At 68.9% G+C, this 22,166-nt stretch carries 16 protein-coding genes; 12 read left to right on the forward strand and 4 right to left on the reverse strand.

The features are described 5' to 3' along the window. Positions 1-53: 53 nt before the first annotated feature. Complete coding sequence (locus tag IGS69_RS17210; protein WP_190900764.1) at positions 54-1,085, forward strand: alanine racemase; 1,032 nt, start codon at positions 54-56, stop codon at positions 1,083-1,085. Positions 1,086-1,188: 103 nt separating this feature from the next. Here the strand turns inward: IGS69_RS17210 and IGS69_RS17215 are convergent, their stop codons facing one another. After that, positions 1,189-2,703: a glycosyltransferase family 87 protein gene (locus IGS69_RS17215; RefSeq protein ID WP_190904532.1), complete on the reverse strand. Its 1,515-nt coding sequence runs from the start codon at positions 2,701-2,703 to the stop codon at positions 1,189-1,191. Positions 2,704-2,827: 124 nt separating this feature from the next. Continuing rightward, positions 2,828-5,101: a transglycosylase domain-containing protein gene (locus tag IGS69_RS17220; protein WP_190900766.1), complete on the reverse strand. Its 2,274-nt coding sequence runs from the start codon at positions 5,099-5,101 to the stop codon at positions 2,828-2,830. A 786-nt stretch (positions 5,102-5,887) separates the two neighbouring features. On the opposite strand from IGS69_RS17220, the gene IGS69_RS17225 reads away from it, so the two are divergent. From IGS69_RS17225 to IGS69_RS17240, 4 genes are all read left to right on the forward strand, one after another. Beyond that, positions 5,888-6,571, forward strand: coding sequence for a PadR family transcriptional regulator (locus tag IGS69_RS17225; RefSeq protein ID WP_190900768.1), 684 nt, complete (start codon positions 5,888-5,890; stop codon positions 6,569-6,571). A 44-nt stretch (positions 6,572-6,615) separates the two neighbouring features. Then, positions 6,616-7,698: an inositol-3-phosphate synthase gene (locus tag IGS69_RS17230; RefSeq protein WP_190900770.1), complete on the forward strand. Its 1,083-nt coding sequence runs from the start codon at positions 6,616-6,618 to the stop codon at positions 7,696-7,698. An 89-nt stretch (positions 7,699-7,787) separates the two neighbouring features. Then, the gene (locus IGS69_RS17235) at positions 7,788-9,050 is read left to right on the forward strand and encodes an MFS transporter (RefSeq protein ID WP_190900772.1); all 1,263 of its coding nucleotides are present in this window, start codon (positions 7,788-7,790) and stop codon (positions 9,048-9,050) included. Between the two features lie 123 nt (positions 9,051-9,173). Next, complete coding sequence (locus IGS69_RS17240; RefSeq protein ID WP_190900774.1) at positions 9,174-9,686, forward strand: LppU/SCO3897 family protein; 513 nt, start codon at positions 9,174-9,176, stop codon at positions 9,684-9,686. A 116-nt stretch (positions 9,687-9,802) separates the two neighbouring features. Here the strand turns inward: IGS69_RS17240 and IGS69_RS17245 are convergent, their stop codons facing one another. Beyond that, the gene (locus IGS69_RS17245; protein ID WP_190900776.1) at positions 9,803-11,248 is read right to left on the reverse strand and encodes a CCA tRNA nucleotidyltransferase; all 1,446 of its coding nucleotides are present in this window, start codon (positions 11,246-11,248) and stop codon (positions 9,803-9,805) included. Positions 11,249-11,527: 279 nt separating this feature from the next. Here IGS69_RS17245 and IGS69_RS17250 point away from each other — a divergent pair, with 279 nt between their 5' ends. The 7 genes from IGS69_RS17250 (at position 11,528) to trxA (ending at position 21,302) form a co-directional block, all read left to right on the forward strand. Continuing rightward, on the forward strand, positions 11,528-13,945 hold the full coding sequence (locus IGS69_RS17250; RefSeq protein ID WP_190900778.1) for a DUF6049 family protein: 2,418 nt from the start codon (positions 11,528-11,530) through the stop codon (positions 13,943-13,945). A 43-nt stretch (positions 13,946-13,988) separates the two neighbouring features. After that, the gene (murJ, locus tag IGS69_RS17255) at positions 13,989-16,280 is read left to right on the forward strand and encodes a murein biosynthesis integral membrane protein MurJ (protein ID WP_190900781.1); all 2,292 of its coding nucleotides are present in this window, start codon (positions 13,989-13,991) and stop codon (positions 16,278-16,280) included. Between the two features lie 140 nt (positions 16,281-16,420). After that, entirely contained in the window at positions 16,421-18,115 is a 1,695-nt protein-coding gene (locus IGS69_RS17260; protein ID WP_190900783.1) for a protein kinase family protein, read from the forward strand. 27 nt (positions 18,116-18,142) lie between these two features. Then, entirely contained in the window at positions 18,143-18,868 is a 726-nt protein-coding gene (sigM, locus tag IGS69_RS17265) for an RNA polymerase sigma factor SigM (RefSeq protein WP_190900785.1), read from the forward strand. Continuing rightward, on the forward strand, positions 18,865-19,788 hold the full coding sequence (locus IGS69_RS17270; RefSeq protein ID WP_190900787.1) for an anti-sigma factor family protein: 924 nt from the start codon (positions 18,865-18,867) through the stop codon (positions 19,786-19,788). Before sigM ends, IGS69_RS17270 begins: the two co-directional genes overlap by 4 nt. A gap of 167 nt (positions 19,789-19,955) precedes the next feature. Next, positions 19,956-20,924, forward strand: a complete 969-nt coding sequence (gene trxB, locus IGS69_RS17275; protein ID WP_190900789.1) for a thioredoxin-disulfide reductase — start codon at positions 19,956-19,958, stop codon at positions 20,922-20,924. 45 nt (positions 20,925-20,969) lie between these two features. Then, positions 20,970-21,302, forward strand: coding sequence for a thioredoxin (trxA, locus tag IGS69_RS17280; RefSeq protein ID WP_097217897.1), 333 nt, complete (start codon positions 20,970-20,972; stop codon positions 21,300-21,302). Positions 21,303-21,390: 88 nt separating this feature from the next. On the opposite strand, the gene IGS69_RS17285 is transcribed toward trxA, so the two are convergent. Beyond that, positions 21,391-22,008 (reverse strand): GNAT family N-acetyltransferase, encoded by a 618-nt coding sequence (locus IGS69_RS17285; protein WP_190900791.1) that lies wholly within the window; start codon positions 22,006-22,008, stop codon positions 21,391-21,393. Between the last annotated feature and the right edge of the window lie 158 nt (positions 22,009-22,166).

Here is a 22,166-nt window from a genome sequence, read left to right on the forward strand (position 1 = left end):
ACACACGGCAACCGCCGCTACACGGCACCGCGAGAAAGGTTCCAGGTCCGGCCATGGCGCTCACGCTCTACGTCGACACCGCGCGCTGGCGTGCGCACCACAAGCACGTGCAGGAGCAGTTTCCGGGCCTCGTGCCGGTCTGCAAGGGCAACGGCTACGGCTTCGGGCACGAGCGCCTGGCGGAGGAGGCCACACGGCTCGGCTCGGACGTCCTCGCCGTGGGCACCACCTACGAGGCCGCCCGGATCAAAGACTGGTTCGGCGGGGACCTGCTGGTGCTGACCCCCTACCGGCGGGGCGAGGAGCCGGTGCCGCTGCCGGACCGGGTCATCCGCTCGGTGTCGTCGATAGACGGCGTGTACGGCTTGGTCGGTGCCCGGGTGGTCATCGAGGTGATGTCCTCGATGAAGCGGCACGGCATCAGCGAGCAGGACCTGGCACAGCTGCACGCCGCCATCGAGAACGTCCGCCTGGAGGGCTTCGCCATCCACCTGCCGCTGGACCGCACCGACGGCTCGGACGCCGTCGAGGAGGTCATCGGCTGGATGGACCGGCTGCGTGCCGCCCGGCTGCCCCTGCACACCATGTTCGTCAGCCACCTCAAGGCCGAGGAACTCGCCCGGCTCCAGCAGCAGTTCCCGCAGACCCGCTTCCGGGCCCGTATCGGCACGCGGCTCTGGCTGGGGGACCACGACGCCACCGAGTACCGCGGCGCGGTCCTGGACGTCACGCATGTCACCAAGGGCGACCGTTTCGGCTACCGGCAGCAGAAGGCGGCCTCCGACGGCTTCCTGGTGGTCGTGGCGGGCGGTACGTCGCACGGAGTGGGTCTGGAGGCCCCCAAGGCACTGCACGGCGTCATGCCGCGCGCCAAGGGCGTCGCCCGCGCCGGCCTCGCGACGGTGAACCGGAACCTTTCTCCGTTCGTCTGGGGCGGCAAGCAGCGCTGGTTCGCGGAGCCGCCGCACATGCAGGTCTCGATCCTGTTCGTGCCGGCGGACGCACCCGAGCCGAAGGTCGGCGATGAGCTGGTGGCCCATCTGCGGCACACCACCACGCAGTTCGACCGGATCATGGACCGCTGACCGTCGCGGGACGCGCCTTTCTGGCAGCGCAGCAAGAAGGCCGTACACGGTGTTCCGTGTACGGCCTTCGGCGTTCCCGGCTACGGCCTCTCGTGCCGTTCGCTCAGAGCGAACCGCCCGTGGGGCCCGGCTTGCCCCACGCGACCGGCGGCCCGTCGAACCGGGCATCGGCAACGTGCCGCCGTGAACGAGCCGCCGGGCCGAGAACGAAGACGTCCTCGGCGCCGTCGAGCACTCCGCCCGAGGGGTCGTCGTCGCCGGAACGCCGCACCGGGTCCCGATCCGGCATGAAGATGTCGCGCACGACCATCACGCACAGGTACAGCGTCCCGAGCAGATGCAGTCCGATGGCCCAGTGGTAGCCGTCCGTGGGCAGCCCCTTGTGAGCGTCTCCACTGGTCGTGTACGCGAGGTACAGCCAGATCCCCAGGAAGTACGCCACCTCGCAGGCCTGCCAGATGAGGAAGTCCCGCCATTTCGGCCGGGCGAGAGCGGCCAGCGGCACCAGCCACAGGACGTACTGCGGCGAGTAGACCTTGTTGGTGAGGATGAACGCCGCGACGATCAGAAAGGCGAGCTGGGCGAAGCGTGGGCGGCGCGGGGCGGTCAGTGCGAGCGCCGCGACGGCCGCACAGCACACCAGCATCAGCAGCGTGGCCAGTGTGTTGACGGTGTCGGTGCTGAGCGGATCGTCCGAGTTCTGGGCCATGATCAGCCAGAAGGACCCGAAGTCGACGCCCCGCTCCTGGCTGAACGTGTAGAACTTCGACCAGCCCTCGTAGGCGAAGAGCATCACCGGCCCGTTCACGACGGCCCAGGCGACGATCGCGCCCCCCAGGGCCTTCCCGAACTCGCGCCACCTGCCCGCGCGCCAGCACAGCACCATCAGCGGCCCGAGGAGCAGGAAGGGGTAGAGCTTGGCGGCCGTGGCCAGCCCCAGCAACACGCCGAACGCGAGGGAGCGGCCCCGTGACCACATCAGCATCGCCGCCGCCGTCAGAGCCACGGCGAGCAGGTCCCAGTTGATGGTCGCCGTCAGCGCCGCGGCAGGCGCCAGGGCGACCAGCAGGCCGTCCCAGGGACGCCGGGCGTGGGTGCGGGCCACGCAGACGACGATGACGGCCGCACACACCATGAGCATTCCGGCGTTGACCATCCAGTACCACTGCTCCTGGTACTGGATGGTGCCGCTGCCGGGCGTGAGCCAGGAGGCGACCTCCATGAAGACGCCGGTGAGCACCGGGTACTCCAGGTACTGCATGTCGCCGGGAAGCCGGTCGAAGTAGGGCACGAGCCCATCAGCGAAGCCCCGCCCCTGGTAGAGGTGGGGGATGTCCGAGTAACACGCGTGCGTGTACTGGGAGCTGGCGCCGAAGAACCAGGCGCCGTTGTAGCAGGGCGCCTTCTGGACCAGGCCGAGGGCGAACATGCCGATCGCCACCAACGCGATCACCCGCACGGGGGTCCACCAGGACGACCCGAGCAGGGCACGCCGCCCGAGCGGACCGCCGATCAGCTCGCTGCCGGCCGCGGCGACCTCGTCCTCCTTGGTCGGCTGCACCGGCTCCCGCTCATGGACGCTCGCTTGCGTCGATTCTGCACTGGCCATGCCGCACATCCTGCCGTACGAGTCTGGCAATACGCCGAGGGCCGCCGTACCCACGTGGGACGGCGGCCCTTGTTTCACGTGAAACACCCTCGCGTTTCACGTGAAACACCCAAGCCGGGCGATCTGGCTGCGACTATCCCTCGGGGCCTCCGAAGATGCCGCCGTTGCCGTTGCCTCTGCTGTTGCCGCCACTCAGGTCGGTATCGGTTGGCGTGGGCTCGGTGGTAGCCCCTCCGTCTGTGCCTCCGTTGCCGGTGTTACCACCGTTCTCCGTCCCGCCGTCGTTCTCGCATCCGAAGAACCCACAGGTGTTGCTCGGCGTGGGCGTCGGAGTCGGGCTCTCGGTGGGCGTCGGACTCGGCGACTCGGTCACGGTCTCGCTGGGCTCCACGCTGGGTGTCGGCTTCGGCGACGGAGCACCCACCGCGTCCTGAATAGCGCCGATCTTCTCGGCCTCGGGGAAGCCGAGGTCGGGCTTGCCCTTGAGCGCGGCCTTCATGTACTCGGTCCACACCTGGGTGGGAGTGTCACCACCGTGGATGGACTCCTCACCCGCCGTGCCGTTCATGGAGAGCAGCTTGGCGCTCTTGGGGTCCTCGCGGAACATCGCGACCGAGGTCGACAGCTGCTGGGTGTAGCCGACGAACCAGGCGGACTTGTTCTCGTCCGTCGTACCGGTCTTGCCGGCCGCCGTACGGCCCAGGGCCAGCGCATTCTTACCCGTACCGTTCTGGATGACGTTCTCCAGAGTGTCGGTGACGTTGTTGGCCACGTTCTCCGGCATCGCCTGCGTGATCCTCGGCTTGTCGAAGCCGTCGATCTCCTGGCCGTTGAACTTGACGCTGGTCACCGAGTACGGGGCGGCCTGCTTACCCGATGCGGCGAAGGTCGCGTAGGCGTCGGCCATACGGATCGCACTGGGCGTCGACGTACCGAGCGCGAACGACGGGTTGAGCGTGGCGAAGCTGGCGTCCAGGATGCCGGACTTCTCGGCCACATCCCGTACGTTCCTCATCCCCACGTCCATGCCGAGCTGCACGAACGGCGTGTTGACCGACTGCTCCATGGCCTTGTGCAGGGAGATGTAGCCCCACGGGCGGTCGCTCTCGTTCTCCTGGAAGAACGGGGTGTTGTCCTTTTTCAGGACATAGCTGCCGTCGTTGTTCCTGACCTTGAGATGGTCGTTGCCGTTGTACTTGCTCAGCGGCGAGACCCCGGCTCCGTCGCTCCGATACGTGCCGTGCTCCATCGCGGCGGCGAGCACGAACGGCTTCCACGTCGAACCGACGGGGACACCCGAGGTGTCCGCGTTGTTGTTGAAGTGGCCGTTCTCGTACCCGGCACCGCCGTAGAGCGCGACGATCGCGCCGTCCTTGGGCTTCACCGACGCGGCGCCGAACTGGACGTGCTTGTCCAGCTCACGGTTCTTCGGGTCGAGCTTCTCCTTCTCGACCTTCTTGACCGCCTTCGCCAGCGCCTCGACGTTGGCCTTCTGGAAGGTCGTCTTGATCTGGTAGCCGCCCAGATCGAACTGCTTCTCGGAGATGTTGGAGTGGTTCAGGACGTACTTCTTGGCCGTGTCCACCAGGTAGCCGACCTGGCCGGTCATGCCCTTGGACGCCTTGCGGCCCTGGGGCATGGGGTACTTCTTGATCGCTTCCTGGTACTCCGCGTCCGTGATCCTCTTGTCGTTGTGCATCTGCTCGAGGATCCAGCCCCAACGCTCCTTGGAGCGCTCGGTGTTGGCCTTCTTGGTCGCCGTCTTGTCGATGCCGTCATTACCCGCGGGGTCGTAGTACGTCGGACCCTTCAGGAGAGCGGCGAGGAAGGCACACTCGCTCGGCGTGAGCTGTCTGGCTTCCTTGCCGTAGTAGGCCTGGGCGGCGGCCTGAATGCCGTAGGCGCCTCGGCCGTAGTACGACGTGTTGAGGTATCCCTGGAGAATCTCGCCCTTGGTGAGCTTGGTGCCCACCTTGATGGAGATGAACATCTCCTTGAACTTCCGGCTGAGCGACTGTTCCTGGCTCAGGTAGGTGTTCTTGACGAACTGCTGCGTGATCGTCGAACCACCCTGCGTGTTGCCACCGCGGGCCATGTTCGCCAGGGCCCGGGCGATACCCATGGGGTCGACGCCCTTGTCCTCGTAGAAGCTCTTGTTCTCGGCCGAGATCACCGCCCACTGCATGGCCTTGGGGATCCGGTCGATCGTGACGTTCTGCCGGTTCTGACCACTGCCCGCCGCGACCATCTGGCTGCCGTCGGCCCAGTAGTAGACGTTGTTCTGCGACAGGGCCGCGGCGTTCTCCTCATTGGGGACGCCCACCATGGCGTAGCCGATGCCCGCCACGGCCATCAGGCTGCCGACGAAGCCGATACACAGGCCGGAGACGAGCTTCCAGGACGGCATCCAGCGCTGCCAGCCGTACTTGCCCGCCCGCGGATAGTCGATCAGCCGGTTCTTGTCTGGGACGGCGGCGGCGCGGCCTCTGCCCCGGCCGGGCCCGTTCGGCCCGGCCGGGGCGGCGCGCCGGCCACCTCGGGTCGGTTCGGCCGCTCTGCGGCGGCTGCCACCCGTACTTCTCTGCGCAGCACGGCGGGCCTCGGCACGGCCGCCGTACTGACGCTCCTCACCCCCTGAGTCGACAGCGTCCGACCCATAGGAGTCGGACGGAGACCCGGTGGCGCCTCGCGGTGCCGCACGGCGGCCGGGGGACGAGCCGGACTGGCCGCGTCGGGCCGCGGCACGTCCGCCTCCCTGCGGCTGCGGCGGTTTGCGACGGTGCTCGCTCATCGAACGACTACTCCTCGGGCAGGCGCACCCCTGCGCGCCTGGAAACGGCGGCTAGTTTCCGGTCCCCCCGAAGTACGGATGCGGTCGGCTCCGCATTCATCGGTCCCGCATGCACCCGTACTACACCGAAGACGACGACGCTCACAGGCGTCACACGGTTCCCGGTGATGTGCATGGCGCACAGACTACGCACCGCCAAAACCTGCCGAGCCCCGAAGTTCACCTCAAATCAGGCAACTCGTGTCCGATGAATCGGTGATGTGATCCCGTTCACCCACCCCCCTCTTGTCGCATCCGGAAGGCCGTTCTATCGTCGTGATGTATCGAGTCGATACATCAGCTCGACACATCGGCCCGACACATCGGACTGATACATGCGCACCGCGGCGAGAGGAGGCGACGATGAGCCGGCGTTCCGGGATCCTCGAGTTCGCCGTACTCGGCCTGCTCCGCGAATCTCCGATGCACGGCTATGAGCTCCGTAAACGGCTCAACACCTCGCTGGGCGTCTTCCGTGCGTTCAGCTACGGGACGCTGTACCCCTGCCTCAAGACGCTGGTCGCAAACGGCTGGTTGATCGAGGAACCCGGGACTACCCCCGAGGAAGCCCTGGCCGCCCCCCTCACGGGGCGCCGCGCCAAGATCGTCTACCGGCTGACGGCGGAGGGTAAGGAGCACTTCGAGCAGCTGCTCTCGCAGACCGGGCCCGACGCGTACGAGGACGAAACCTTCGCAGCCCGTTTCGCCTTCTTCGGACAGACCTCACGCGATGTCCGCATGCGCGTGCTGGAAGGCCGCCGCAGCCGGCTGGAGGAGCGGCTGGAGAAGATGAGCGCGGCCCTGGCCAGGACCCGGGAGCGACTCGACGACTACACGCTCGAGCTCCAGCGCCACGGGATGGAGTCCGTGGAGCGCGAGGTGCGCTGGCTGAACGAGCTCATCGAGAGCGAGCGGGCGGGGCGGGACCTCAAGGGTCCGGCCACCGGGGAGCCCGCCTCGCGTGACACCACATCTGGAGCGTCGGGCGGCCTGCCCCGGCCGGGGGACGACCCCCGTCCGGATACGCCCGACGACACCGCCACGTGAGAGCCCACTCAGGGCCTCACTCGTACACACAGGGAGCAACCGGAATGGGTTCGGTTCGCGTAGCCATCGTCGGTGTAGGCAACTGCGCCGCATCGCTGGTGCAGGGAGTCGAGTACTACAAGGACGCCGACGCGGCGTCCAGGGTGCCGGGCCTGATGCACGTCCAGTTCGGCGACTACCACGTCAGCGACATCGAGTTCGTCGCCGCCTTCGACGTGGACGCCAAGAAGGTCGGTCTCGACCTGGCGGACGCCATCGGCGCCTCCGAGAACAACACCATCAAGATCTGCGACGTCCCCAGCACGGGTGTCACGGTGCAGCGCGGCCACACCCTCGACGGCCTCGGCAAGTACTACCGCGAGACCATCGAGGAGGCTGCCGAGGAGCCGGTCGACGTCGTCCAGGTCCTCAAGGACAAGCAGGTCGACGTCCTGGTCTGCTACCTGCCCGTCGGCTCCGAGGACGCGGCGAAGTTCTACGCCCAGTGCGCCATCGACGCCAAGGTCGCCTTCGTCAACGCCCTTCCGGTCTTCATCGCCGGCACCAAGGAGTGGGCGGACAAGTTCACCGAGGCGGGCGTCCCGATCGTCGGTGACGACATCAAGTCCCAGGTCGGCGCCACCATCACGCACCGTGTGATGGCGAAGCTGTTCGAGGACCGGGGCGTCGTCCTGGACCGCACGATGCAGCTGAACGTCGGCGGCAACATGGACTTCAAGAACATGCTCGAGCGCGACCGTCTCGAGTCGAAGAAGATCTCCAAGACCCAGGCCGTCACCTCCCAGATCCGCGACCGCGAGCTGGGCGAGGGCAACGTTCACATCGGCCCGTCCGACTACGTCGCCTGGCTGGACGACCGCAAGTGGGCCTACGTCCGCCTCGAAGGCCGTGCCTTCGGTGACGTCCCGCTGAACCTGGAGTACAAGCTCGAGGTCTGGGACTCCCCGAACTCCGCCGGCGTCATCATCGACGCCCTGCGCGCCGCGAAGATCGCCAAGGACCGCGGCATCGGCGGTCCGATCCTCTCCGCGTCGAGCTACTTCATGAAGTCCCCGCCCGTGCAGTACTTCGACGACGAGGCCCGCGAGAACGTCGAGAAGTTCATCAAGGGTGAGGTCGAGCGCTGAGGCGCCGCAACCAGTCGCTCCTGCCAGGGCTGTGAGGGTCCCCGGGTCGTACGACCCGGGGACCCTCCCCGTATGTGAGGCTGGGCCCCATGGCCGTCGTCCGTGACCTGCGCGTCCTGTTGCGCTTCCAGGGCTTCCGGCGCCTGCTCGCCGTACGTCTGCTGTCCCAGGGTGCCGACGGCGTCTACCAGGTCGCGCTCGCCGCGTACGTGGTCTTCTCGCCGGAGAAGGAGACCTCGGCGGCCGGCGTCGCCTCAGCGATGGCCGTACTGCTGCTCCCGTACTCCCTCGTCGGCCCCTTCGCCGGCGTTCTGCTGGACCGCTGGAGGCGCCGTCAGGTCCTGCTGTACGGCAGCCTGCTGCGTGCCCTGCTGGCGCTGGCGACGGCCCTGCTGATCCTCAGCCCGGCTCCGGACTGGCTCTTCTACGTCTCGGCCCTGTGCGTCACGGCCGTCAACCGCTTCGTCCTGTCGGGACTTTCCGCCGCCCTGCCGCGTGTGGTCGACGCCGACCGCCTGGTCATCGCCAACTCCCTCTCCCCGACGGCCGGGACACTGGCCGCGACCGCGGGTGGCGGGCTCGCCTTCGTCGTGCGCCTGGCCGTGGCGGACTCGGACGCCGCGGTGGTCCTTGTCGGAGCCGGGCTGTATCTGTGCGCCGCGCTCGCGTCGCTGAGCATGGCTCGGGAACTCCTCGGCCCTGACCGGCCCTTGGCACGCGAGCAGATCGGGACGGCTCTCACGGGCACCGCCCGCGACCTGGCGGCGGGTGTCCGCCATCTGGCCGCGCCACAGCGCCGGGAGGCCGCCTGGGCGCTCACGGCGATGTCGCTGATGCGATTCTGCTACGGCGCCCTGCTGGTCATGCTGCTGATGCTGTGCCGGTACGCGCTGACCTCGACCCCGGGCGACGGACTCGCCCTGCTGGGGCTGGCGTTGGGCTTCTCCGGCGCCGGATTCTTCGCGGCTGCCGTGGTGACCCCCTGGGCCGCGGGGCGGCTCGGGCCGAGCCGCTGGATCGTCGTGTGCGCGGGAGCCGCGGCGCTGCTGGAGCCCGCGCTCGGACTGCCGTTCGCCACCACCCCGCTGCTGGCCGCGGCCTTCGTCCTGGGGCTCACCACCCAGGGCGCGAAGATCGCCACGGACACCATCGTCCAGTCCTGCGTCGAGGACGGCTTCCGTGGCCGGGTCTTCTCCGTTTACGACGTCCTCTTCAACGTCTCCTTCGTCGGCGCGGCCGCCGTGGCCGCCGTGATGCTGCCGCCGGACGGCCAATCCGTCCCGCTGGTGATCACGATCGCCGTTATCTACGCGGCAGTAGCTATGGCTATGGGCCGTTTTGGCCGCCAGTAAGTGTCACATCAATGACACAGAGCCACTTCTGGCTACTGCGTTGTCAGTGCGGACCGCTACCTTACGTGGGTCTTATCTCGCGACATGTTCGCGTCACTCACCATGTTCTAGGGGGACCCCCAAGTGACCACTCCGCCGCCCCAGGGCAATCCATTCGCACAGGGCCAGCCCGCTGCTGCACCCCAGGCTCCGGTCCCGCCCCAGGGCGGCTACCCGCAGCAGCCCGGGCAGCCCGGCTTCCCGCCCCAGGGCGCTGCTCCGTACGCGCCGGTTCCCCCGCAGCCCTCCGGCCGCAAGCTCAGCTTCAAGACGATCAAGAACATCGTCGTCGTCATCGCCGTGGCCGGCGTGGCCATCGGCGGCTACCTGGCCAGCCGGGACGACGCCAACACGGCGGCCGTCGGCAACTGCATGCACCGCGGCAGCGCCAACGACGACAACCCGGACCTCGAGGTCGTCGAGTGCAGCGATGCGAAGGCCCAGTACAAGGTGCTGGCCAAGATCGAGGGCTCGTACCTCACGCAGACGCTGGCCTCCAGCAAGTGCGAGGCCGAGGCCAAGGACTTCCAGTACACGTACACCGAGAGCGGTGACGGCAAGGACTTCCTGCTCTGCCTGAAGGACTACAAGAAGTAGGCAGACGTGACGAGGGGCGGTGTTTCACGTGAAACACCGCCCCTCGATCCTTCTCCGCAGGCCGCCTGGCTGCATTGGGGTCATGTTTCACGTGAAACATGACCCCGTTTCACAGCTCAGCTCTCCTGCCGGGCCCACCACTCCTTGAGTGCGGCCACCGCCGCGTCGTGCTCCATCGGCCCGTTCTCCAGCCGCATCTCCAGCATGTGCTGGTAGGCGCGGCCGATGATGGGGCCGGGACCCACACCGAGGATCTCCATGATCTGGTTGCCGTCGAGGTCCGGACGGATCGAGTCCAGCTCCTCCTGCTCCTGCAGCTTGGCGATCCGCTCCTCCAGCCCGTCGTAGGCACGAGAGAGAGCCGCCGCCTTGCGCTTGTTGCGCGTGGTGCAGTCCGAGCGGGTCAGCTTGTGGAGGCGGCCCAGGAGGGGACCGGCGTCACGGACGTAGCGGCGCACCGCCGAGTCCGTCCACTCGCCGGTGCCGTAGCCGTGGAAGCGCAGGTGGAGCTCGACCAGACGCGAGACGTCCTTCACCAGCTCGTTGGAGTACTTCAGAGCGGTCATCCGCTTCTTGGTCATCTTCGCCCCGACCACCTCGTGATGGTGGAACGAGACCCGGCCGTCCTTCTCGAACCGGCGCGTGCGCGGCTTGCCGATGTCGTGCAGGAGAGCGGCCAGGCGGAGGGTGAGGTCGGGACCGTCCTCCTCCAGCGCCATCGCCTGCTCCAGGACGATCAGCGAGTGATCGTAGACGTCCTTGTGACGGTGGTGCTCGTCACGCTCCAGGCGCAGGGCCGGCAGCTCGGGCACCACGCGTTCGGCGAGGCCCGTCTCGACGAGCAGCGTCAGGCCCGTGCGCGGCTGCTGGGAGAGGATCAGCTTGTTCAGCTCGTCCCGCACCCGCTCCGCCGAGACGATCTCAATGCGCCCGGCCATCTCCGTCATCGCCGCGACGACCTCGGGGGCGACCTCGAAACCGAGCTGAGCCGCGAAGCGCGCGGCCCTCATCATCCGCAGGGGATCGTCCGAGAACGACTGCTCAGGGGTGCCGGGAGTACGCAGCACACGCGCCGCGAGGTCCTCGAGCCCCCCGTGCGGGTCGACGAACTCCTTCTCCGGCAGGGCCACCGCCATCGCGTTCACCGTGAAGTCACGGCGGACGAGATCCTCCTCGATGGAGTCCCCGTACGACACCTCGGGCTTCCGTGAGGTGCGGTCGTAGGCCTCGGAGCGGTAGGTGGTCACCTCGATCTGGTAGCCGTCCTTGTGGGCGCCGACCGTGCCGAAGGCGATTCCGACCTCCCAGACGGCCTCCGCCCACGGGCGCACGATCTTGAGGACGTCCTCGGGACGGGCGTCCGTCGTGAAGTCCAAATCGTTGCCGAGCCGGCCCAACAGCGCGTCCCGCACCGAGCCGCCGACGAGGGCAAGTGAGAACCCGGCCTCCTGGAAGCGGCGGGCGAGGTCGTCGGCGACAGGAGCGACCCGCAACAGTTCACTCACCGCGCGGTGCTGCACCTGGCTGAGGGCACTGGACGTTTCTTCGTTGGCGTTCGGCACAACAGAAGAGGGTACGTGGCCCGGGCCACCGAGAGCTCCTCCTATTCCGCCCGCCACTCCTCACGCAGATGCAGGGGACACGTCCGTCATGGGCGCACAAGCGCAGCTCCCCAGCCGTAAAGAGCCGCTCCCGCACATAGAGTCATATAGCAGGCAGCAACGGAGCCGGCCCGTGATCTTGTGGAGCGGGACCGCGGCACTTCCCCTCCGCGCGCATCGTTACCATGCGTGGACGCACATTCCGACGACCACTGACGACGACGAGGGACGGACGAGCGCGTGGCCGAGGCGGCAGACTTCCAGGGGACCAGTGCCTCACCTGCCCGCCGCTGGCTGCGGCGCACCGGGGCACTGCTCACCGGCGCGCCGCTGCTGGCCGGACTCCTCCAGCTGCCCGCCGCGACGCCGGCGGACGCGGCCGGGCAGGAGTCCCTGCAGGCTGCCGCCGGCACAGGCTCGGTATCGGTCGCTGTCGACTCGCTCACACCCAGCGCCCCCTCCGACGGGGACACGATCACCGTGTCGGGCACGGTGACGAACAACGGCAAGCAGACGGTCACCGGCGCCCACGTGGACCTCCAGGTCGGGCCTCCGCTCGAGACCCGCTCGTCGATCGACACCCTCGCCAAGAAGAGCAACGACGTCCAGGGACCCTCCGGCGAGAAGGTCGGCGGCAAGTACACCGAGAAGTACTCCGCGCTCACCCCCGGCGTCGCAGAGCCCTTCAGCATCTCCGTACCGGCCGACAAGCTCGACCTCGGCCGTGACGGCGTCTACCAGCTGGCCGTCTCGCTCTCCGGAGAGACCTCGGCACAGCCCTGGGACCAGGTACTCGGCATCCAGCGCACATTCCTGCCATGGCAGCCGGAGGAAGCCGACACCAAGACAAAGACCACCTTCCTGTGGCCGCTCATCTCCAGCGCCCACATGGCGGCCGAGACGGGGTCGAACGAGCAGCAGACGCCGGTCTTCCGCGACGACGAGCTCGCCGAGGAGATCTCCCCGGGCGGCCGCCTCGACCAGATGGTGTCTCTGGGCAAGGGCCTGGACGTGACCTGGGTGGTCGACCCGGACCTGCTGGCGTCCGTCGACGCGATGACGCGGAGCTACCAGGTCCGCGCCGCGGACGGCAGCACCACCCCCGGCAAGAACCAGGAGATCGCCAAGCACTGGCTGGCCGAGCTCCAGCGGGCGGTCACGGGCAACGAGGTGGCCGCCCTGCCCTTCGGCGACCCGGACCTGGCCTCCCTCGCCCACAACGGCACGAACGTCACCGGCTCCCTGGGCCACCTCAAGGAGGCCACCGACGTCGCCGACGAGACGGTGGACACGATCCTCCACGTGAAACCGTCCACGGACTTCGTCTGGCCCGTGGACGGCGCCGTCGACCCGTCGATCGTGAAGGTCGCCACATCCGCGGGCGCCGACAAGGTGATCACCCGCAGCGACAGCCTCCAGGACAACCTGTCGTACACGCCCTCCGCGGCCCGGCCCATCGGCGGCGGCACCACTGCCGTCGTCGCGGACTCCCGGATGTCGACGGCCTTCCAGGGCGACCTGACCAAGGCCTCCGCCTCCACGCTCGCCGTGCAGCGCTTCCTGGCCCAGAGCCTCACGCTCGGCCTGCAGACCGGCAAGCAGCGCAGCGTCGTCGTCGCCCCGCAGCGCATGCCGTCCGTGAGCCAGGCACAGGCCATGGCAGAAGCTCTGGGAACCCTCCAGGACGGGAACTGGTCCGAGTCGCAGGACCTCACCGCCGCCGCCAAGGCCAAGCCCGACCCGGCGGCCAACACCAAGGTGCCGCCGGCCTCCGCCTACCCCTCCTCGCTGCGCAAGCAGGAGCTGCCGCGGGCCGCCTTCGAGCAGATCGCCCGGACCCAGGGCAAGCTCGACAAGTTCAAGGTGATCCTCACCCGCCAGTCCCGGGTGGTGACCCCGTTCGGGCGGGCCATGAACCGCGAGATGTCCACGTCGTGGCGCGGCCGGGGCATCGCGGCGGTGGGATACCGCGATGGCATCGAGTCGTATCTCAACGGGCTCATCGACGGGGTCAAGCTGATCCAGAAGTCGGAGACCAAGCTCTCCGGCCGCAGTGCCACGATCCCCGTGACCGTGCAGAACAACCTGGTCCAAGGTGTCGACCACCTGCGGCTGCGGCTCACGTCGAAGAACCCCACGCGCCTCAAGATCGGCGGAGACGCCTACGAGGAGCAGCGCGTCACCGTCAACGGCGGCCACGCCCAGTCGGTGAAGTTCCCCACGTCGGCCAACGCCAACGGCCGGGCGGAAGTCGTCGCCCAGCTGTACACGGAGGACGGCCAGAAGTACGGCGCCCCGGTCACCTTCGACGTGAAGGTCACCGAGGTCACGCCCACGGTCATGCTGGTCATCGGCGGTGGCGTGCTGCTCCTGGTCCTCGCGGGCTTCCGGATGTACACCCACCGCAAGCGCGCCGCCGCCCGTGAGGCCGCCGAGGACGACACCGTCGAGACGGACGACGAGACGGACGACGAGACCGACGGCCCGCACGACCGGGAAGACGCGCCGCAGAACCCGGAGCCTTCCGGCGCGCGTCTCAAGGAGGAGACCGGGGCCGGCTCGGAGGCAGACGCCTCCGAGCAGCCGAGTGACCCGGCCCCGGACACCGCAGCGGAAAGCGCCGACCCGTCCGGCACGGGTGAGAGAGTGGACCGTTGAGAAATCGTGGCCGGTGGGCCCGGGACGATGAGGTGGGGTAAGCATGAACGCGCCGTACGACGGTGACCGCGGCCGTGCCGCGGGCAACTCGGGCTACCCCGACGCGGGTGGACCCGAGGGTTCACCGCCCGAGCACGGCCAGGTGCCGCCGCAGCCGCCCGCGGACATCCACCCCCAGGACGCCTACGGCCAGGACCCCTACCGGGCACAGGACCTCTCCGCACAGGACCCGGTCGGCGAGGCGCTCTACGACCGTTCCGCGCACCCGCCGCCCGCCCCCGGCACCTACCAGCCGCAGCAGCAGCTGTACGGCCGGCCGCCGCAGTCGCCGTACGCGCCCGACCCGCAGGTGTGGGCGCAGACACCCGCGCCGGAGCCGGAGGGCCCGACGCGGCATCTGCCGTACGGCGACGACGCCCGCACCACCCAGTTCGTCGGCGTGGACGACCTCGTCTCCCAGGCCGGCGAGCCCCGCCAGGAGCCGGACGCGTTCGCTCACCTCTTCCGGGACCAGCAGCAGGGCAGCGGTCACCCGTCGTACGAGTCACCGGCGGTCCCCGGCCCGTCCCCGGCCCCGGGGCAGATGGCACAGGGCCCGTACGCACCGCAGGGTCAGTACGCGGAGCCCGGCCGGACCGCGGCACCGCCCGTCCTGGACGAGACGCCGGCCCCCGAGCCCGCCGCCGCATCCGCCCCGAAGAAGACCGGCCGCGCCGCGGGCCTGATGAAGTCCAGCGCCGTGATGGCGGCAGGCACGATGGTCTCCCGCCTCACCGGCTTCATCCGCTCCGCGCTGATCGTGTCGGCGCTGGGCGTCGGCCTCCTCGGTGACACCTTCCAGGTCGCCTACCAGCTGCCGACGATGATCTACATCCTCACCGTCGGCGGTGGTCTCAACTCCGTCTTCGTGCCGCAGCTGGTGCGCGCCATGAAGGAGGACGACGACGGCGGCGAGGCGTACGCCAACCGCCTGCTCACCCTGGTCGTCGTGACGCTGGGCGGACTCACCGCGCTCTCCGTCCTCGGCGCACCGCTCCTGATCCGCATGCTGTCGGACCCGGTGGCCAGCGACCCGGCTGCGAACGAGGTCGCCGTCACCTTCGCCCAGTACTTCCTGCCCACCATCTTCTTCATGGGCATCCACGTGGTGATGGGCCAGATCCTCAACGCCCGCGGCAAGTTCGGCGCGATGATGTGGACCCCGGTCCTGAACAACATCGTCATCATCGTGACGCTGGGCATGTTCATCTACGTCTACGGCACCGCGGCCGACTCCGGGATGAAGGCCGCGAACATCCCGCCGGAGGGCCAGCGCCTGCTCGGCATCGGCGTGCTGCTCGGTCTCGTGGTCCAGGCGCTCGCGATGATCCCCTACCTGCGCGAGACCGGCTTCCGGCTGCGGCTGCGCTTCGACTGGAAGGGCCAGGGGCTCGGCAAGGCCGTCACGCTGGCCAAGTGGACGGTGCTGTTCGTCCTCGCCAACCAGGCCGGCGCCATGATCGTCATCCAGCTGTCCACCGCCGCGGGCAAGGCCTCGCCGGTGGACGGCACCGGCTTCGCCGCCTACGCCAACGCCCAGCTGATCTGGGGCCTGCCGCAGGCCATCATCACGGTCTCCCTCATGGCCGCCCTGCTGCCGCGCCTGTCGCGGTCGGCCGCCGAGGGCGACGGAGGCGCCGTCCGCGACGACATCTCCCAGGGCCTGCGCACCACGGCGGTGGCGATCGTGCCGATCGCGTTCGGGTTCCTCTCCCTCGGCATCCCGATGTGCACGCTGATGTTCGGCTCCTCGGGCACCAGCGAGGCCACCAACATGGGCTTCATGCTCATGGCGTTCGGTCTCGGCCTGATCCCGTACTCCGTGCAGTACGTGGTCCTGCGTGCCTTCTACGCCTACGAGGACACCCGAACTCCCTTCTACAACACCGTCATCGTGGCCGCGGTCAACGCGGGCGCCTCGGCGATCTGCTACTTCGTCATCCCGTCCCGCTGGGCCGTGGTCGGCATGGCCGCCTCGTACGGCCTGGCCTACGCGATCGGCGTCGGCGTCGCCTGGCGCCGGCTGCGCAAGCGGCTCGGCGGAGACCTCGACGGCGCCCGCGTCCTGCGGACTTACGCCCGGCTGTGCATCGCCTCGGTCCCGGCCGCCCTGCTCAGCGGCGCGGCCTGCTACGGCATCGGCCACGCGCTCGGCCAGGGCCCGGCCGGCTCGCTCGCCGCGGTCCTGGCCGGCGGCGCCGTACTGCTCGGGATCTTCTTCGTCGCCGCCCGCCGCATGCGCATCGAGGAACTCAACTCGCTGGTCGGCATGGTCCGCGGACGCCTGGGACGCTGAGTCGGCGGGTAGGCGCACAACCATCGTCAGCCACCGCGTGTCGTGCATAGCGGCGGACTGTGGGCACAATTGGTTTCGGCGTCGGGCGGCATGCATGGGACGCCGGCCGGCGCGTAATGGATGGGGAGGCAGGAACGACGGTGGCGGAACGGAGTACGGCTGCCGTCGACGTGGCAGACAACAGCGACGAGTCGTCGCTGACCGCACAGGCGGACCAGTCCACGGCCGACGGGGTGGCCAAGAACCGGGAGCGGGACACGGACAGCGACGAGGTACAGGAGAGCACCGGGACAGACGGTGCCGGAACGACCTCGCCGCCCGAACTGCACAGTGGTCACAAACTCGCCAGACGCTACCGCCTCGAGGAGTGCGTCACCCGTCTGGACGGTTTCAGCAGTTGGCGTGCCGTGGACGAGAAGCTCCGCCGTGCCGTCGGGGTGCACATCCTGCCCGCCGACCACTCACGGGCCCGCTCCGTCCTGGCGGCCGCCCGCTCGTCCGCCCTCCTGGGTGACCCCCGCTTCGTCCAGGTGCTGGACGCGGTTGAGGAGAACGACGTCGTCTACGTCGTGCACGAATGGCTTCCCGACGCGACGGAACTGACCACGCTCCTCGCCTCCGGGCCCCTGGAGCCCTACGACGCCTACCAGATGGTCAGTCAGGTCTCCTCCGCCATGGCCGCCGCCCATCGTGAGGGCCTCGCCCATCTGCGGCTGAACCCCAACGCCGTGCTCCGTGCCTCGACCGGCCAGTGGCGCATCCGCGGCCTCGCCGTCAACGCCGCCCTGCGCGGCGTCTCGTCCGACACTCCGCAGCGCACGGACACCGAGGCCATCGGCGCCCTGCTGTACGCGGCCCTCACCCAGCGCTGGCCGTACGAGAGCGACGCCTACGGCCTGTCGGGCCTGCCGAAGGACATCGGCCTGATCGCGCCCGACCAGGTACGGGCCGGTGTGCACCGCGGCCTGTCCGAGCTCTCCATGCGCGCGCTCGTCAACGACGGTGCCACCGCCTCCCGGCACGAATCGCCGTGCACGACGCCCGAGGAACTGGTGAAGGCGATCGGTGAGATGCCCCGCATCCGTCCACCGGAGCCGGCGTTCACCGCCCCGCCCGAGTACCAGCGCACCACGTACCAGCAAGGCACGTACGGCCGTCAGGCCCCGCGCCCCGGCGTCACCCAGCCGGTCCCGACCCCGCCGCCCCCGCTCCAGAGCCGCACGGGCAAGGCCCTGAAGTGGGCCGTCTCCGCGCTCCTGATCGCCGCGCTGGGCCTCGGCAGCTGGCAGCTGGCGGACGCGCTGATGGACCAGGGCGGCAAGACCGAGGACCCGGGCCGGACGCAGACGAACGACGGGAACGACAAGAGCCCGAAGAAGCCGGTCAGCAAGCCGATCACCATCAGCTCTGCCCGCGACTTCGACCCCCTCGGGGATCAGACGGAGAAGCCGTCCGACATAGGGAAGGTCTACGACGGCAGCACAGCCACCTACTGGCAGACGGACTTCTACCTGAGCCCGGACTTCGGCCGGCTCAAGTCGGGCGTCGGCATCATCCTCGACCTTGGCAAGACACAGCAGGTCGGGAAGGTGACCGTCAGGTTCGTGGGGGACACCTCCGTCGAGCTCCGCAGCGCGAGCCCGGACGCAGGAGCGGAGCCGACGTCCCTCGACGCCTACACCACGGTCGCCGAAGGTTCAGGGACGACTGTTGAGCTCAAGCCTGGCAAGTCACTCAAGAGCCGGTACCTCCTCGTGTGGCTGACGAAACTGCCGCTGCAGCAGGACGACGGCAAGTGGCGCGGCAGGGTGGCGGACATCAAGGTGACCAGCTGACGGCATCTGCCTCGAGGAAGGAGGCCGATGGCAGACGGCACCGGATATGACGGAGTGAGCGACCAGGACCTGCTCGCCCGGCACATCGAAGGCGACCCCGACGCGTTCGGTGAGATCGTGCGGCGGCATCGCGACCGGCTCTGGGCCGTCGCCCTGCGGACCCTCGGTGACCGCGAGGAGGCCGCTGACGCCGTGCAGGACGCCCTGGTGTCCGCCTACCGGGCCGCCCACACCTTCCGGGGCCAGTCGGCCGTCACGACGTGGCTGCACAGGATCACGGTGAACGCCTGCCTGGACCGCGCCCGAAAGGCGGCCTCCCGCAAGACCTCTCCCGTCGACGACACCGAACGCCTCGAGCAGCTGCTGGAGCCGCACGAGTCGGCTTCCGCCCCCGCCGAGCGCAACGACCTGCACCGGCAACTCATCGAGGCCCTGGGAACCCTGCCGGCCGACCAGCGCGCCGCGCTCGTCCTGGTGGACATGCAGGGCTACCCGGTCGCGGAAGCCGCCCGCATTCTCGACGTGCCGACCGGCACGGTGAAGAGCAGATGTGCGCGCGGCAGAGCCAGACTCCTGCCACTGCTCACCCATCTCAGGCCGGACCACAGCGGTGAGGGCAAGAACCCGGGCTCAGAACGGAACCGGACGCCGGGGCCGACCGTCCCACCCGCAGCGGGGTCACACCGAGCGGAACCCCCGGACACAGGACCGAGCGACCCAGCTGCAGTGAAGGGCGGAGGTGGACGAGCGTGACGTCGACGACAGACATGGCCGGGCACCCGGACGTCGCGGAGATCTCCGACCTCGCCGAGGGTCTCCTCCCACCGGCCCGGACCACCGAGCTGCGCCGGCACCTGGACGACTGCGAACTCTGTGCGGACGTCTACACCTCCCTGGAGGAGATCCGCGGGCTGCTCGGCACACTGCCGGGTCCGCCGCGCATGCCCGCCGACGTCGCAGGCCGCATCGATGCCGCTCTCGCCGCCGAGGCCCTGCTGAACGCCGCGGGACCGGAGGCCGCAGAGAGTCCGCAGCCGGCGAGCGTTCCCGGTTCCGTCTCTGAGGACGACAGCGATGCGCATGTTTCACGTGAAACGTCGACGCCCCCCGACCGGCCCGCCGGCCGTCCCCGCTCCTCCACCACCGGTCCGGGCCGAAAGAGCCGCCCCCACAATGGACGCCGCAGGATCGCCGTCCTGGGGACCGTCTTCACGGTGGCCGCCTTGGGTCTGGGGTCCGTCCTGCTGACGTCGCTCGGCGACAACAAGCCTCCCGCCGGTGGCTCAGGTGAACGGCAGACCACGGCGGCGGACACCTTCTCCGAGGGGAAGCTGCAGGAGCAGGTCACCGGGCTCCTGGCCGAGAACAAGACCAAGGGCGGCGGCTCCCGCACCCCCTTCGGCGCGGCGACGGCCCCCGGCACCAACCAGCCGAAGGTCTTCAGGGGGGTCGTGGTGCCCGGCTGCGTCCGCGACGGCATCGGGCGCGACGACGCGGCTCTGGCCACCGAGAGCGGCACCTACCAAGGGAAGAAGGCCATGCTCGTGCTGCTTCCCGACGCTGCCGACGCCACCCGGGTCACCGCCTACATCGTTGACGCGACCTGTGTCGATCACAAGGCGCCCACCGCCGCCGGCAAGGTCCTCCTGGAGCGCACCTACCCGTCGGCCTGAGCGAACACGTCGTCTTCGCCCTGCGAGGGGCCACCGCAGGGCACCGCGTCTCCGTGTGCCCGGACACAGCGGGAATGCGCGCCCCTTAGGATCCGTTGGGTGGGGTGAGAGGTCAAAGAGAACTCCCACCCCTCGACCGACGCAGTCCAGAGACGAGGAAACAAGCCGTGAGCGACGTCCGTAACGTGATCATCATCGGCTCCGGGCCCGCCGGCTACACGGCGGCGCTCTACACCGCGCGCGCGTCGCTGAAGCCACTGGTGTTCGAGGGCGCCGTCACCGCTGGTGGTGCGCTCATGAACACCACCGACGTCGAGAACTTCCCGGGCTTCCAGGACGGCATCATGGGCCCCGAGCTCATGGACAACATGCGTGCCCAGTCGGAGCGCTTCGGAGCCGAGCTCGTCCCGGACGACGTCGTGACCGTCGACCTGACCGGTGAGATCAAGACCGTCACGGACACGGCCGGCACCGTACACCGGGCGAAGGCGGTCATCGTCGCCACCGGCTCGCAGCACCGCAAGCTCGGACTGCCGAACGAGGACGCCCTGTCGGGCCGCGGTGTGTCCTGGTGCGCCACCTGTGACGGCTTCTTCTTCAAGGACCAGGACATCGCCGTGATCGGTGGTGGCGACACCGCGATGGAGGAGGCCACCTTCCTCTCGCGGTTCGCCAAGTCGGTGACCGTCGTCCACCGCCGGGACACACTGCGCGCCTCCAAGGCGATGCAGGAGCGCGCCTTCGCCGACCCGAAGATCTCCTTCGTGTGGGACAGCGAGGTCGCCGAGATCCAGGGCGACCCGAAGCTCTCCGGTCTGAAGCTGCGCAACCTCAAGACCGGCGAAATCTCGGACCTGCCGGTGACCGGACTCTTCATCGCCATCGGCCACGACCCGCGCACCGAGCTCTTCAAGGGCCAGCTCGACCTGGACGAAGAGGGCTACCTGAAGGTGAACGCGCCGTCGACGCGCACGAACGTGACCGGCGTCTTCGGCGCCGGCGACGTGGTCGACCACACCTACCGTCAGGCGATCACCGCGGCCGGGACCGGCTGCTCCGCAGCTCTCGACGCCGAGCGCTACCTCGCCGCCCTGGCGGACGAAGAGCAGCCCGAGCCCGAGAAGACCTCCGTCTGACCTCTCCCTACCCGCCCCACGCATCAACCAGTTAAGGAGCCCGCCGTGGCCGGCACCCTGAAGAACGTGACCGACGACTCCTTCGAGCAGGACGTCCTCAAGAGCGACAAGCCTGTCCTGGTGGACTTCTGGGCCGCCTGGTGCGGTCCGTGCCGCCAGATCGCTCCGTCCCTCGAGGCGATCGCCGCCGAGTACGGCGACAAGATCGAGATCGTCAAGCTGAACATTGACGAGAACCCGGGTACGGCCGCCAAGTACGGCGTCATGTCCATCCCGACCCTGAACGTGTACCAGGGTGGCGAGGTCGCCAAGACCATCGTGGGCGCCAAGCCGAAGGCCGCGATCGTTCGCGACCTCGAGGAGTTCATCGCCGAGTGAATCGGCGGCAGCGTCGCACCGGCGGCGCATGTTTCACGTGAAACACGAATGGGCCAACCCGGAAGGGTTGGCCCATTCGTTTGTCTGCTCACAGCGGCCGCAGCGCCGGCTCCTTCTGCACGGCTCCCAGGAGCCGGTCCAAGGCCATCTCGACGTCTTCCTTCCAGGAGAGCGTCGACCTCAGTTCCAGCCTCAGCCGCGGATAGGTGGGATGCTGACGGACCGTCTTGAAGCCCACCGCCAGAAGATGGTCGGCGGGCAGCACACACGCCGGTTCCTTCCAGCGCGCGTCTCCGAAGGCCTCGATCGCCTTGAACCCGCGCCGCAGCAGATCTTTGGCGACCGTCTGAACCATCACTCTGCCCAGTCCCTGCCCCTGGTAGCCGGGCACGATGAACGCGGTCATCAGCTGAACCGCGTCAGGCGAGACGGGGCTCGTGGGAAACGCCGTGGAGCGGGGGACGTAGGCGGGTGGGGCGTAGAGCACATAGCCCACCGGCACGTCGTCGACGTACACGACCCGGCCGCAGGACCCCCAGTCCAGCAACACCGCTGAGATCCAGGCTTCCTTCTCCGAAGCGGACGTGCCGTCCTTTACCGCGGCCTCACCGCTGACTGGGTCGAGCTCCCAGAAGACACACGAGCGACAACGCTTGGGAAGGTCCTGGAGGTTGTCCAGCGTGAGCGGTACGAGCCGGCGGCCCATGAAGGCTGATCCTCGCTTCCTTCGCCCGCCACCGCGTCGCGGGCGGCTGTCAGAGCGCTCCGTTCCCTGAGAAGACTGCCGATGAACCCACCGACCGCCCCCAGCCCCAAACCGGCGCTGACCAGTCCGGTGCGGCTCATGGTTCGCATGGCCCCCGC

Origin of the sequence: Streptomyces tuirus, assembly GCF_014701095.1 — a bacterium.
GTDB classification, from domain to species: Bacteria; Actinomycetota; Actinomycetes; order Streptomycetales; family Streptomycetaceae; genus Streptomyces; species Streptomyces tuirus.